The following is a 12849-nucleotide window of genomic DNA, read 5'->3' on the forward strand; positions in this document are numbered from 1 at the left end:
CCCCAGGCCGAGCGATCCGAGCAGCACCAGCAGCGGCGCCGCGCTGATCGGCTGCCCGCCACTGCGCAGCACACTGCGCGGCGAGGGCGCACTGAGCAGTACCGGCAGCACCAGCACGCTGGTGGAGAACTGTTCGCTGAACCAGGCCAGCCAGGTCGCCCTGACAGATTGCTCGAACCACGGCGCCGCCACCAGGCAGGCCAGGCTTGCGGCGACGATGGCTGCGGCGGCGCTGGCACCCAGCAGGCACAACACCCCATGCGCGGTGCGCAAGCGTCGGTCGCTGCGCGGCAGCCGCGCCATCAGCAGCCATAACGTCAGGACCACGCTGAGGTTGCACAGGTTGAACCAGAGGGTGGGTTGCCAGGCGCTGCCACAGGCAAGGTCCGCGACCACCATGCCCAGGTAGACCAGGCACCAGCCGACCGGGCTGGCGAAGCGACGGTGGCGCAGCAGCAGGCCGGCGAGCACGGCGTTCACTGGCCAGAACAAGGAAAGAGTGGCGCTGGGGCGGGCCAGGATACCGGCCGCCGTGAGGACCAGCGTCAGGCTGAACAGGGCCAGGTAGACCCACAGGCGCGATCGGGCTGAGAACACCATGAACGGGAACCACATGCGCGGTGGAGAAGAAAACGACGCGCCAGGTCCGGCCCGGCGGCATACGCGGGCAGTGTCTTTCAACTGAGTAATTGATGTCAAACGGATATCACAGTGCGGCGATTGGCGGCGGTTGCCCGCTTGGCAAGCCACGAGCAGAGCCGGTCAGGCTCGGGCTGAAGTCAGGCAAACGGGATCGTGTGACCCAGGCACTGCTCAGACCGTTGTCCGACGTCTGCTGTTGTAGTTGACCATCCGCTCCAGCAATGGCCGTGATGATATCGCCATGGCCTAAAGCGGAAACACCCAGGGCACCATCACCACCGTCACCAGCATCACCAACACCGTGAACGGCACGCCCACCCGCACGAAATCCGCGAAGCGATACTGCCCAGGCCCCAGCACCAAGGTGTTCACCGGCGAGGATACCGGGGTCATGAACGCGGCCGAGGCGGCCAGGGCCACGGTCATGGCGAACGGGTAGGGCGACAGGCCCAACTGGCTGGCGGTGCTGATTGCCACCGGCGCCATCAGCACGGCGGTCGCGGTGTTGGAAATGAACAGGCCGATCACGGCCGTCATGACGAACAGGCAGGCCAGCATGCTGCGCGGCCCGGCATCGCCCAGCAGACCGACCAGGCCGGTGACGGCCAGATCGATGCCACCGGTTTTCTGCAGGGCCAAGGCGAACGGCAGCATGCCCACGATCAGCACCAGGCTTGGCCAGTGAATGGCGCGGTAGGCGCTGTTCATGTCGATGCAGCGCCCGGCGCCCATCAGCAGGCAGCCGATCAGCGCGGCCAGCACATTGGGCACCACCCCGCTGACCATCAGCGCCACCATCACCGCCAGGCTGGCCAGGGCCTGTGGCGCGCGACGGCGAGCCGGCGCCACCTGGTCGATCTCGGCCGGCAGGCTGAGCACGATGAAGTCGTGGGGATGGGTCTGCAACTGGCGGATGGCCTTCCAGGGGCCGACCACCAGCAGGGTGTCGCCCATGCGCAACGAGGTGTCCAGCCACTGCTGGTCAATGGCAGCCTGTTCACGGCGCAGGCCGACCACGTTGAGCCCGAAGCGGGTGCGAAAGGCCAGGCTGATCAGGGTCTTGCCGATCATGCTCGAGCCGGGCGGCAGCGACACTTCCGCCATGCCCAGTTCCTGCGACTGGTCGATGAAGTACGCGGCCTTGAAACGCATCGGTTCGAGCTGCATCGACTCACACAGGCTGCGCAGCCCGTCGCCGTTGCCAAACAGGTCGAGCAACAGCACGTCGCCGGCGTGCAGCACAGTGGCCGAGTCGGCACTGATCACCCGCGTGGTGAATTTGTGCTGGCGCTCGATGCCGATCACGTTGGCACCGTGTGCGGTGCGCAAGGCCAACTCGCCCAACGAATGGCCGATCAGCGGTGAGTGCGGGCGGATGCGCAGGCGCCGCTCGCGACCGCTGAGGTTGTAGTCCTGCACCAGGTCATGCAGGGTCGGGCGTGCCTCGGCCCGACCCTCCTGGCGGCCCTCGCCGTTGAGCCAGTGCCGTGTGAGCAGCATGTAGCCGATGCCCAGCACCAGTATCACCAGACCGAAAGGGGTGAAACTGAAGAAGCCGAACCCTTGGCCGCCATGGCGCACCAGTTCACTGTGCACCACCACGTTCGGTGGGGTGGCCACCAGGCTGAGCATGCCGCTGATCAGGCCGGCGAAGCTCAGCGGCATCATCAGGCGGCTGGGTGATATCCGCAGGCGCGCGGCGATGCTCAGCACGATGGGAATGAAGATCGCCACCACCCCGGTCGAACTCATCACCGAGCCCAGGCCGGCCACGCACACCATCAGCAGCAGCAACAGGCGCACTTCGCTGTGGCCGGCGGTCTCGCTCAGCCATTCACCGATGCGGTAGGCAATGCCCGTGCGCACCAGCCCTTCGCCAATGATGAACAGCGCAGCGATCAGCACCACATTGGGGTCGCTGAAGCCGGCCAGCGCCTGCTCGATGGTCAGCACGCCCGAGAGCGGTAACGCGAGAATCACCAGCACGGCAACCACATCCATGCGCGGACGGTTGCGGATGAACAGCACGATGACGATGGCCAGTAAGCCGAGGACCCACAGCAGCGGGTAATTCATGGGCGAGTGATCCTTCACGGTGCGGAAAAAAGAGCGGGTGGTCGAAGGCTGGCAGTCTGCCTGCGATGGCGGCAACGGGGCACGATCATTTCAGTCACGTTGCGCAGCAGACGCCTGCGCAGTGCACAGCGGTGTCGTGGCCTGGTCAAGCACGGCGCTAGCAGCCGCCACATCGTGCCTGCTCTGGACCTGCGCGGTGTTGATGTGCTGCAAGGTTATGACGTTTGCGGCGCACATGCGCCTGTGGGCTGCTGTTCTGTCCTGTTCGGTCATGGTGTTGTGCCGCAGGCCCGACCTAGACTCACTCAAGGCCGCCGCTAAGACGGCCATCTGCCACCTGGTGAGTCCATGATTGCCCATACCCCCACCCTGTTCGGTGCGGTCGCGCTGGTCGCGACCATCCTTGCGGTCTGCCTGCTGCTGGTCGGTCGCTTCAATCGCCGTGACAACCTGCTGCTGACAGGCGTCGGCTTGCTGGTGCATGCCCTGGCCTACGTGTGCTACACGCTGTACGGCCATGCACCGCTGCTGATCAGTTACGCCCTGGGTAACAGCTTGCTGTCGCTGGCCGTGGCGTTCTACAGCGCCAGCCTGTTTCGTGTGCGTGAGCAACCCGTGCCGTGGCGGCGCATTTTCATCATCCCGGCGCTGATGCTGGTCGGCCTGCTGGCGCTGCTGGACACACTCGAGCCGCGCATGCTGATGGCCTCGCTGGGGTTGATGGGGCAGTGTGCTTTGCTGTTGTACTGGGTCCAGCGCAAGGGCCAATGGCAGGGGCGTGCCCACCTGTTGCTGTCGATTGGCGCGGCCATCAGCCTGATCGGCCTGGGCATGCGGGTGATTGCCATCGCCAACGGTACGGCAGGGGACATGCGCTACGACACCAGCAACCTCAAGCAAACGGTCTCGGTTGCCATTGGCACGGTGACAGTGATGATGTTTTCCATCGGCCTGGTGCTGATGGCCAAGGAGCGCACCGAGGCGCGCTTGCAGCAATTGGCGCTCAGCGATGGGCTGACAGGCACGCTGAATCGCCGCGCTATCCTCGAGCATTTCGAGCAGAGCGTGCAGCAGCATCAACGCGGCGCGCGCTCCCTGGCGGTGGCGATGATCGACATCGACCACTTCAAGCGCATCAACGACCTGCATGGTCATCAGGCCGGCGATGAAGTGCTGCGCCACTGCGTGCGCGCCTGGCAGCAACGTCTGCGCAAGGGCGACAGCCTCGGGCGTTGGGGTGGGGAGGAGTTTCTGCTGTTGCTGCCGGACACGGAGCGAGCCGGTGCCCTCAACCTGGTGAGCGAGCTACGCCGGAGCCTGGCCAGCCAGCCAGCACGGTTCGCCGGCAAGTCAATCGATCTACGCTTCAGCGTGGGTTTGTGGTGCGGAGTACCGGGTGGGAGTGACACCACCGCGTCACTGCTGGCGCAGGCTGACGCGGGGTTGTATCAGGCCAAGGCCAGCGGCCGCGATGCGGTGCATCTGGTGGCCCTGGACGATGTTGGCTGAGGGCCTCACACCCTACTTGCCGGCTTGAATGGCCTTGATGGTGCCATTGGTGATTTCGATCAGCACATAACGGCCTTCGATCTTCACCCATTGCATGCCTTCTTCGGGTGCAGTCAGGCCCAAGGCCTTCCAGTTTTTCACTGCCAGCTCTTCGCGTTTGTACTTGTCGGAGGCTTTGTCACCGACTTCCAACTCCTTGTCGTGGGTGTCGGGCCCTTTGATACTTTCCTGGGTCGATTTGACGTCGGCAGCCTGGGCGACCATCGGCACGCCAGCCAAGGTGCTGGAGAACAGCAGGGCGCAGAGCAGAGTGTTGGCTTTCATACCTGTATTCCTTGTAGGACATGTGTGCACATTGAGACACCCGGCTCAGATGACAATTCACTTTGCTGGGTGGGCAAGTGCTAGAGTCGCGTTCTTTTTTCTCGAGGAACGAACATGCGAGCATTACTGCCGATGGCTGCCGCGTTGCTGATGGTCGGCTGCGCCTCATCGACCATGGACGCTGCCCGTACCGGCGCCCCCAGCGCCCAGCTCGATTCGCGCAAACCTGCCGGGCGTGTGGCCGAGTGCATTCAGTACAGCTGGCAAGACGAGGTGGTGTTCGGTGTCGATGCGAGCGGCTACAAGGATGCGCGCAAGGACGGTGGCTTCACGGTCTATACCCGTGAGGCGCAGGCGTTCGTCGACGTGTACCCGCAGGGCCAGGGCACCCATGTCGACTTCTATGCCAAACCGCAGGACGGTACCGCGTTACGCCGCAAGGCTGCGGCAGCGACGTGTCTGTGACAGGGCATCACTTGCGTAGCTGAACACGGTCGGTAGGTGCCAACTGTGTTTCATCCGACACTGACCAGTGGTTCTACCAGGCCGACTTCGTCGGCCATCGCGACTGAAGTCGCTCCTACAGGTGCGTGAGCCAGACGAAATCACTGTTGCAGAAGAACGCGGTCCGGGTGGGAGCGGCCGGTCCGGCGCTCCGGTCAGTCGCGATGGCCGGCGCAGCCGGCCCAACGCTGCAGCCTGTTGTTCCCTGCTGCTGTGCTGCGCCCGGAGCACGCCGGCCGCGCTGGCCATCACCATTGAAATCGCGCACTGAACCCTTATGCCAGATACCCCCCATCCACCGTCAAGGTCGCGCCCGTCGTATAGCTCGACGCCGCGCTGGCCAGGTACAGCACCGCGCCGGCCATTTCGCCAGGCTCCGCCACGCGCTTGAGCGGGATCTGCTGCAGGGCGCTGTCGAGGATGGCGGGGTTTTTCACCAGCGCTGCGGCGAACTGGGTGTCGGTGAGCCCTGGGAGCAGGGCGTTGCAGCGGATGCCGAACGGCGCGCATTCCTTGGCAAAGGCCTGGGTCATGTTGATCACTGCGGCCTTGGTCACCGAATAGATGCCTTGGAAATGCCCGGGCGATACCCCATTGATCGACGCCACGTTGATGATGCTGCCGCCACCGTGCTCGCGCATCAGCTTGCCGGCCGCCACCGACATGAAGAAGTAGCCTCGGATGTTCACGTCCACGGTCTTCTGGAATGCGCCTGGATCGGTGTCGAGGATGTTGCAGAACTGTGGATTGGTGGCGGCGTTGTTGACCAGAATGTCGAGCCGCCCGAAGCGTTCGCGGATCTGCCCGAAGGCTTGCTCGATCTGCGCCAGTTCACCGATGTGGCAGGCCAACGCAGTGGCCTGGCCGCCCGCGGCAACGATGGCGTCGGCCACTTGCTGGCAGCCTTCGAGCTTGCGGCTGGTGACGACCACATGGGCGCCTTGCTCAGCCAGCAGGTGGGCGATGGCGGCGCCAATGCCTCGGCTGGCGCCGGACACCAGGGCGATCTTGCCGTCTAGGTCGAACAGTTGAGTCTTGGCCATGGTCGTCGTTACCTGATCATTCGATAGGGAGTGAAGGAGATGCCGGTGCGGCGGGTGGCGTCTGACACCCGTGCCTTTCTGCTACCGAGCCCGAACAGCGGCGTCTGGGTCATTGGTTTATGTGCCTGATCGTTCAGAGGGGAGAGCGGGCGATGATCTGCACCGTCATCTGCTCCAGCAGGTGATTCATCTGGATGAAGCTGGCAAAGCGCTTGTCCTGGGTCTGGCCATGGAAGTAGCGGTAGTAGATCTGCTGAATGATTCCCGCGAGTCGGAACAGCCCGTACACATGGTAGAAGTCGACATTGTGCAGACGTAGCCCGCTGTGTTCGGCGTAGCGCTCGACGAACTGGCGGCGGCTGAGCATGCCTGGGGCGTTGCTCGGCTGGCGGCGCAGTTGCTGGATGGGTGCCGGGTCAGTGGCCTCGATCCAGTACGCCAGGCTGGTGCCCAGATCCATCAGTGGGTCGCCCAAGGTGGCCATTTCCCAGTCCAGTACGCCGATGATGCGCGTAGGGTGGACGGGGTCGAGGATGACGTTGTCCAGCCGGTAATCGTTGTGCAGCAGAGCCGGGCGTGGATGGTCGGCGGGCTGGTGCTCGCGCAGCCAGGCGATGACCTGCTCCCAGCGCGGCGCATCGGCGGTCAGGGCCTGGGCGTAGCGGCTTGCCCAGCCTTCGATCTGGCGTTGCACGTAGCCATCCGGCTTGCCCAGGTCGCCCAGGCCACAGGCGTTGTAGTCGACCTGATGCAGCTCGGCGAGGCGGTCGATGAAGCTTTCGCACAGGGCCTGTGCGCGTGCCGGGCCCAGGCCCAGCGCCGGCGGCAGATCGGCGCGCAGGATGATTCCTTCGACGCGCTGCATGACATAGAACTCACTGCCGATCAGCGCCGCGTCGGTGCAGTGCAGGTAGGCCTTGGGGCAGTAGGGGAAGCCCGCATTGAGCCGGTTGAGAATGCGAAATTCCCGGCCCATGTCATGGGCGCTTTTGGCCTTGTGGCCAAAGGGCGGGCGACGCAGCACCAGTTCGCGGTCGGCGTAGCGCAGCAGATAGGTAAGGTTGGAGGCGCCACCGGGGAACTGGCTGAGCTCAGGGGTGCCGGACAGCCCAGGCAGGTGCGCCTTGAGGTAGGCATCGATCACGGCAACGTCGAAGGTTTCACCACTGCGGACCTGGGTGGGGCGATCTGTAAGCGACATTGACGCTCCTTATTCTGCGCTCGGCCAAGCATGACTCAATCTAGTGAGGTCAACGGTGGGCGGCAAGCCCGCGAGGTGTTGGATAGCCCGGCGTGTTGCCACCCGATCAACGGCTCTGATGGCAAAAAAAAACCGAAGCCCGGAGGCTTCGGTTTCGTGTGTCAGTGCCGTACCCGACTCAGGACGGGAACAGTTCGCTGAGCTTCATCGACAGCATCATGTCGCCTTCGACACGCAGCTTGCCGCCCATGAACGCTTGCATGCCATCGGTCTCGCCGCTGACGATGCCCTTCAGGGTTTCGCTGTCCATGACCAGCGTGCAGTTGGCGTCAGGGTTTTCGCCCTCTTGCAGTTCGCAGGTGCCGTCCTTGATGACCAGCGCGTAGTGCTTGTCTTCATCGGTGATGTTGAAGCCGTACACCAGGTCCAGGCCAGCGGCTGCGGCGGGGTTGAACTTCTCTTGCATCTTCTTCACGGCGTCGGCGACGGAGGTCATGGCGTTTTCCTTATCGGTGATGGGTAGCGGAGTGCACGGGGATGAAAAGGCCGGGTCATCGGTAGGTGATGAGCTCCGGGGCCTGCAACAGTGCCAGGTGGGCCTGGCTGTTGAAGGTGCTCAGGCTGACCTCGCGACCGTGGAATTTCAGGTGGTTGAGCGAGGTATTGATGATCTGCCAGTTGAGCGTGAAGGCCTGGGCCGGCGTGATACCGGTGATCAGGTGGAGCAGCGCGGCGATGCTGCCGCCGGAGGTGAACACGGCGATGTTCTGGCCTTCAGCAGCCTGATCCAGCACACGCTGCAGCGCTCGCTGCAAGCGCGCGGTGAACGCGCTCCAGGTTTCCAGGCCATCGTCTTCGGCGTGGTCGCCAGCGTGCCAGCGCTGCACCATCAGGGCGAACAGACGCTGGAATTCGCTGCGGTGTTCGCGGGCGTTGCGCATCACGTGCAGCGCCTCGGGCTCCTGGACCAGCAACGCCGGCAGCAGACTGCGAATCACGCCCTCGGCGTCGAATTCGTTGAAGTCGGGGTCGGTGTCGATCGCGGGTGTGTCAACGCCACTGGCGCGCAGGGCATCCAGGGCGAGGCGGGCAGTGTCCTGCTGGCGGCGCAGGCTACCCGCCACGCAACGGTCGAACCTCAGGCCCAGCTGGCCGAAATGCTCGCCCAGCGCGTGGCTCTGGCGCGCGCCGAGGTCCGACAGCACATCGTAGTCACTGGCGCCAAACGAGGCCTGGCCATGTCGGATCAGATAGAGGTTGCCCACGGGTTGCCTGCACGCATTGGGAGTGGTGCGAGGTTAGGATGCGGCCAGCGGGCTGTCAACGGAAAAGCATACAAGCGTTTGAAAAGGCCGTTTGAATGTTGCCGCAGGGGCCTGTCCCTCGCAGCGCTCGGCACCCCGTCGCAGGCGCGTGCCCATGGCAGGCACGCGCCGCAGGATCAATGCGCCCCAGCGGATTTGCTCAGGTCGCTTTCGGCCCATTCGGTATAGATGCACGCATCGCCCACCGCCCAACGCACCTTCACCGTGTCGCCCGGCTGCATCGACATGCCCGCCGCCGACAGCGCCTTGACCTTGAGCTCGGTACCACCGGCGGTGACCACCTGGCAGGTCTGGCTTTCACCCAGGAACAGCACTTCCGCGACCTTGGCGCTGACTTCGTTCCAGCCCGCTGGCAGCGGCTCGCGTGCAGCTTGCTCGGTGGTCATGGCCAGGGCTTTTTCCGGGCGCACCATGATCAGTGCTTCCTGACCTGGGTTCAGGCCGGGCGTCAGGCGAATCGCCAGCGGCTGGCCTTCGAAGGTGCCGCTGCCGTTGCCCTGGGCCTTGATGCGCAGGAAGTTGGAGTTGCCCAGGAACGAGGCCACGAAGGCATTCGGCGGGTTCTGGTAGAGGTCGTACCCGGTGCCCAGGCCAACGATCTTGCCATGGCTGAAGATGGCGATGCGCTGGGATAGGCGCATGGCTTCTTCCTGGTCGTGGGTCACGTAGACGATGGTGATGCCCAGACGACGGTGCAACTGGCGCAGCTCGTCCTGCAGGTCTTCACGCAGCTTCTTGTCCAGTGCCCCGAGCGGTTCGTCCATCAGCAGGATGCGCGGTTCATACACCAGCGCACGGGCGATGGCCACGCGCTGCTGCTGGCCGCCGGACATCTGCGACGGCTTGCGGTGGGCGAAAGGCTCCAGCTGTACCAGCTTGAGCATGGCGTCGACCTTCTTGGTGGTCTCGGTGGCGCTGAGCTTGCGGATGGCCAGGGGGAAGGCGATGTTGTCGCGCACGTTCAGGTGGGGGAACAGCGAGTAGCGCTGGAACACCATGCCGATGTCGCGCTTGTGCGGCGGCACCTGCACCAGCGATTGGCCGTCCACCAGAATCTCGCCGCTGCTGGGCGTCTCGAAGCCGGCCAGCATCGACAGCGTGGTCGACTTGCCCGAGCCGCTGGAGCCGAGGAAGGTGAGAAATTCGCCGTCCTGGATCTCCAGGTCGAGGTTGTCCACGGCGGTGAAATCGCCGTAGTGCTTGTTCAGGCCACGCAGGCTGACCAGGGTCTTGCCATGCGGTTTGTCTTGGATCACTGCACTCATTGTTGTTTTCTCCGCAGGCTCGTTTTCAAGCTCAGGCGTTGGCTTCGGTGCGCCGGCGCAACGCGGCGGCAATGAACATGACCAGGAGCGACAGGCCAATCAACAGCGTCGAAGCGACGGCAATGACCGGGCTGAGGTCCTGGCGCAGGGTGGTCCACATCTTCACGGGCAAGGTCTGCAGGTCGGGGCTGGCCATCATCACGCTGAGCACCACTTCATCCCATGACACGAGGAAGGCGAACAGGCCACCGGCGATCATCCCTGGGCGAATCGCCGGGAAGGTCACCTTGTAGATCGCCTGCAAGCGCGAGGCCCCGCAGATCACGGCGGCGTCTTCGATCGACTGATCGAACAGCTTCAGCGAGTTGATGATCGAGATGATGGTGAAGGGCAGGGCGACGATCACGTGGCTGACCACGAAAGCGAACAGCGTGCCGGTGTAGCCCAGTTTCAGGAACAGCGCATAGACCGCGACGGCGATGATCACCAACGGCACGATCATCGGCATGGTGAACAGGCCGTAAAGCATTTCCCGGCCCGGGAAGCGCCCGCGCACCAGGGCGAAGGCAGTGGGCAGACCGAGCGCCACGGCGGCGACGGTGGTCAGCACAGCGACCTTGAGGCTGGCCAGCGCCGCGTCCATCCAGTCGGGGTTGGAGAAGAACTGCGTGTACCACTTCACGGTCCAGCCCGGCGGCGGGAAGACCAGCCATTGCGAGGAGCCGAACGACAGCAGGATGATGAACACCACCGGCAGCAGCAGGAAGGCGGCAATGACGCCGGTGGTCACGTACAGGCCCGTACGCAGCGGGCGGCCCATGGCATTGGGAGACAGGAGCATGGCGGATTACCTCGGGTTGCCGACCGGGGATTCCGGCTGCAGCTTCAGGTACAGGTAGAAAAGCACCAGGGTGATCGCCACCAACAGTGCGGCGGCGGCACTGGCCAGGCCCCAGTTGAGGAACGACTGCACCTGCTGAATGATGAACTCGGGCAGCATCATGTTCTGCGCCCCACCCAGCAGCGCCGGGGTGACGTAGTAACCGAGCGACATCACGAACACCATCAAGGCCCCCGAGAACAACCCCGAGCGGCACAGTGGCAGGAACACTTTCCAGAAGTTGGTCCAGGGGCTGGCGCCGCAGATCGAGCCTGCCTGCAGCACCATCGGATCAATGGCGTGCATGGTCGCCTGCAGCGGCAGCACGATGAACGGGATCATGATGTAGCTCATGCCGATCACCACCCCGGTGAGGTTGTGCACCATTTCAATCGGGGCATCGATGATGCCCATGGCCATCAGCGCCTTGTTGATCACCCCCGAACTCTGCAGCAGCACCAGCCAGGAGTAGGTCCGCGCGAGCAGGCTGGTCCACATCGACAGCAGCACGATGTTCAGCAGCCAGCGGCCCCAGCCCTTGGGCACCAGAGTGATCGCCCAAGCCAGCGGGAAGCCCAGCAGCACGCTGATCAGCGTCACCAGGCCGGCTACCGAGAAGGTGTTGATCAACACCCGGGTGTAGGCCGAGTTGGCGAACAGTTGCGCGTAGTTGCCCAGGCCCGGTTCCGGCTCCAGCACGCCGCGCAGCAGCAGGCCGATCAGCGGGGCGAAGAAGAACAGGCCGAGGAACAGCAGGGCCGGCAGCAGGTTGCGGCTGCCTTTCCAGCGCTGGCCCAGGCTCGGGCGCCGCACGACGGCGGCCCCGGTGCCTGGCCCTTGGGCGTTTTGCAAGGCGTTGATGGCGACTTTCATTTGACCAGCCACTCATTCCAGCGGGCAGCGATGTCTTGACCGTTCTTGGCCCAGTAGGCGAAGTCGAGGGTGACCTGATCCTCGACGTGGGCGGTCGGCAGGTTCGGCGCCAGCTTGCTGTCGAGTTTCGCCACGCTGTCGACGTTCACCGGAGCATAGGCGGTCTTGTTGGCGAAGTCGGCCTGGCCTTGGGCGCTGCTGGCGTTGGCCAGGAACTTCATGGCCGCGTCCTTGTTCTTGGCGCCTTTGGGCACGACGAGGAAATCGGCCATGACCAGGTTCTGCTTCCAGCTCACGCCGACCGGCGCGCCGTCCTGTTGCAGGGCGTAGACACGGCCGTTCCAGAACTGACCGAGTGAGGCTTCACCCGAGGCCAGCAGTTGCTGAGACTGGGCACCACCGCCCCACCAGACGATGTCTTTCTTGATGGTGTCGAGCTTCTTGAAGGCGCGGTCCAGGTCCAGGGGGTAGAGCTTGTCGGGGGCTACGCCGTCGGCGAGCAGAGCCAGTTCCAGCACGCCGGGGCTTGGCCATTTATAGAGGGCGCGTTTGCCGGGGTAGGTCTTGGTGTCGAACAGCGCGCTCCAGTCGGCGGGTTTGCCGCCGCCGAGCTTGCCTTCGTTGTAGCCGAGCACGAACGAGAAGAAGAACGAGCCGACGCCGTGGTCGGAGACGAAGCGTGGGTCAATCTTGTCGCGTTGGATGGTCTTGAAGTCGAGGGGTTCGAGCAGGCCTTCACTCGCGGCGCGCAGGGCGAAGTCGGCTTCGACATCGACCACGTCCCATTGCACGTTGCCGCTTTCGACCATGGCCTTGAGCTTGCCGTAGTCGGTTGGGCCGTCCTGGACGACCTTGATGTCGGTCTGCTTGCTGAAGGGGATGGCCCAGGCTTCTTTCTGTGCGTCCTGCGTAGTGCCACCCCAGCTCACGAAATTGACGCTTTCGGCGGCGACTGCAGCCTGGCACGCCAGGGTCAGCAGGCTGGCGGACAGCACTGCGCTTACACGTTTGCTCAACAGCATGGTTACGCCCTCGTTACTTTTGTTATTCGAGGCGGGCTGGGTGCGCCCGCCAATCGTGTTCGGGGAGCAGCTTTGTAGGTGTGACGTGACGGTAGAACGGCCTGGTTGCAGGCTGTAGAAATTAAGGTCTACGGGATATCATATTATGGTATTCCAAGATTTTGGCAAGTGGGGGGAGGCGACCG

The 12849-nt window shown here is 64.0% G+C and carries 11 protein-coding genes and 2 pseudogenes; 2 read left to right on the forward strand and 11 right to left on the reverse strand.

Features of this window, described 5'->3' with window-relative positions; genetic code table 11:
* Positions 1-600 (reverse strand): annotated as a pseudogene (locus RT028_RS04510) (GGDEF domain-containing protein); the annotation flags it as partial.
* A 288-nt stretch (positions 601-888) separates the two neighbouring features.
* Positions 889-2718: an SLC13 family permease gene (locus RT028_RS04515; RefSeq protein WP_312932902.1), complete on the reverse strand. Its 1830-nt coding sequence runs from the start codon at positions 2716-2718 to the stop codon at positions 889-891.
* A gap of 348 nt (positions 2719-3066) precedes the next feature.
* Here RT028_RS04515 and RT028_RS04520 point away from each other — a divergent pair, with 348 nt between their 5' ends.
* Positions 3067-4227: a GGDEF domain-containing protein gene (locus RT028_RS04520; RefSeq protein ID WP_312932904.1), complete on the forward strand. Its 1161-nt coding sequence runs from the start codon at positions 3067-3069 to the stop codon at positions 4225-4227.
* A 12-nt stretch (positions 4228-4239) separates the two neighbouring features.
* Here the strand turns inward: RT028_RS04520 and RT028_RS04525 are convergent, their stop codons facing one another.
* Positions 4240-4551, reverse strand: a complete 312-nt coding sequence (locus tag RT028_RS04525) for an RcnB family protein (protein WP_312932907.1) — start codon at positions 4549-4551, stop codon at positions 4240-4242.
* A 114-nt stretch (positions 4552-4665) separates the two neighbouring features.
* On the opposite strand from RT028_RS04525, the gene RT028_RS04530 reads away from it, so the two are divergent.
* Entirely contained in the window at positions 4666-5016 is a 351-nt protein-coding gene (locus RT028_RS04530) for a hypothetical protein (RefSeq protein WP_312932913.1), read from the forward strand.
* Between the two features lie 314 nt (positions 5017-5330).
* Here RT028_RS04530 and RT028_RS04535 read toward each other — a convergent pair whose 3' ends face one another.
* The 8 genes and pseudogenes from RT028_RS04535 to RT028_RS04570 form a co-directional block, all read right to left on the reverse strand.
* The gene (locus tag RT028_RS04535) at positions 5331-6098 is read right to left on the reverse strand and encodes an SDR family oxidoreductase (RefSeq protein ID WP_312932915.1); all 768 of its coding nucleotides are present in this window, start codon (positions 6096-6098) and stop codon (positions 5331-5333) included.
* Positions 6099-6231: 133 nt separating this feature from the next.
* Positions 6232-7299: a phosphotransferase family protein gene (locus RT028_RS04540; protein ID WP_312932917.1), complete on the reverse strand. Its 1068-nt coding sequence runs from the start codon at positions 7297-7299 to the stop codon at positions 6232-6234.
* 178 nt (positions 7300-7477) lie between these two features.
* Positions 7478-7795, reverse strand: coding sequence for an SCP2 sterol-binding domain-containing protein (locus RT028_RS04545; RefSeq protein ID WP_312932919.1), 318 nt, complete (start codon positions 7793-7795; stop codon positions 7478-7480).
* Positions 7796-7850: 55 nt separating this feature from the next.
* Positions 7851-8564, reverse strand: a complete 714-nt coding sequence (locus tag RT028_RS04550; RefSeq protein ID WP_312932921.1) for a histidine phosphatase family protein — start codon at positions 8562-8564, stop codon at positions 7851-7853.
* A gap of 176 nt (positions 8565-8740) precedes the next feature.
* The gene (locus RT028_RS04555) at positions 8741-9889 is read right to left on the reverse strand and encodes an ABC transporter ATP-binding protein (RefSeq protein ID WP_312932923.1); all 1149 of its coding nucleotides are present in this window, start codon (positions 9887-9889) and stop codon (positions 8741-8743) included.
* A 31-nt stretch (positions 9890-9920) separates the two neighbouring features.
* Positions 9921-10730 carry an ABC transporter permease gene (locus tag RT028_RS04560; RefSeq protein WP_312932925.1) on the reverse strand — a complete coding sequence of 270 codons (810 nt, stop codon included), beginning with the start codon at positions 10728-10730 and terminating at the stop codon, positions 9921-9923.
* 6 nt (positions 10731-10736) lie between these two features.
* A pseudogene (locus RT028_RS04565) lies at positions 10737-11579 on the reverse strand (ABC transporter permease); the annotation flags it as partial.
* Positions 11580-11638: 59 nt separating this feature from the next.
* Positions 11639-12664, reverse strand: coding sequence for a polyamine ABC transporter substrate-binding protein (locus RT028_RS04570; protein ID WP_312932929.1), 1026 nt, complete (start codon positions 12662-12664; stop codon positions 11639-11641).
* Positions 12665-12849: the final 185 nt, after the last annotated feature.

This window comes from Pseudomonas sp. (assembly GCF_032058845.1).
In the GTDB taxonomy this organism is placed as follows: domain Bacteria; phylum Pseudomonadota; class Gammaproteobacteria; order Pseudomonadales; family Pseudomonadaceae; genus Aquipseudomonas.

What these genes read in the sequence shown, in the direction of transcription:
- RT028_RS04525 (WP_312932907.1), bottom strand. Translation starts at nt 4,551, where the DNA reads ATGAAAGCCAACACTCTGCTCTGCGCCCTGCTGTTCTCCAGCACCTTG.
- RT028_RS04555 (WP_312932923.1), bottom strand. Translation starts at nt 9,889, where the DNA reads ATGAGTGCAGTGATCCAAGACAAACCGCATGGCAAGACCCTGGTCAGC.
- RT028_RS04530 (WP_312932913.1), top strand. Translation starts at nt 4,666, where the DNA reads ATGCGAGCATTACTGCCGATGGCTGCCGCGTTGCTGATGGTCGGCTGC.
- RT028_RS04515 (WP_312932902.1), bottom strand. Translation starts at nt 2,718, where the DNA reads ATGAATTACCCGCTGCTGTGGGTCCTCGGCTTACTGGCCATCGTCATC.
- RT028_RS04535 (WP_312932915.1), bottom strand. Translation starts at nt 6,098, where the DNA reads ATGGCCAAGACTCAACTGTTCGACCTAGACGGCAAGATCGCCCTGGTG.
- RT028_RS04540 (WP_312932917.1), bottom strand. Translation starts at nt 7,299, where the DNA reads ATGTCGCTTACAGATCGCCCCACCCAGGTCCGCAGTGGTGAAACCTTC.
- RT028_RS04560 (WP_312932925.1), bottom strand. Translation starts at nt 10,730, where the DNA reads ATGCTCCTGTCTCCCAATGCCATGGGCCGCCCGCTGCGTACGGGCCTG.
- RT028_RS04545 (WP_312932919.1), bottom strand. Translation starts at nt 7,795, where the DNA reads ATGACCTCCGTCGCCGACGCCGTGAAGAAGATGCAAGAGAAGTTCAAC.
- RT028_RS04520 (WP_312932904.1), top strand. Translation starts at nt 3,067, where the DNA reads ATGATTGCCCATACCCCCACCCTGTTCGGTGCGGTCGCGCTGGTCGCG.
- RT028_RS04570 (WP_312932929.1), bottom strand. Translation starts at nt 12,664, where the DNA reads ATGCTGTTGAGCAAACGTGTAAGCGCAGTGCTGTCCGCCAGCCTGCTG.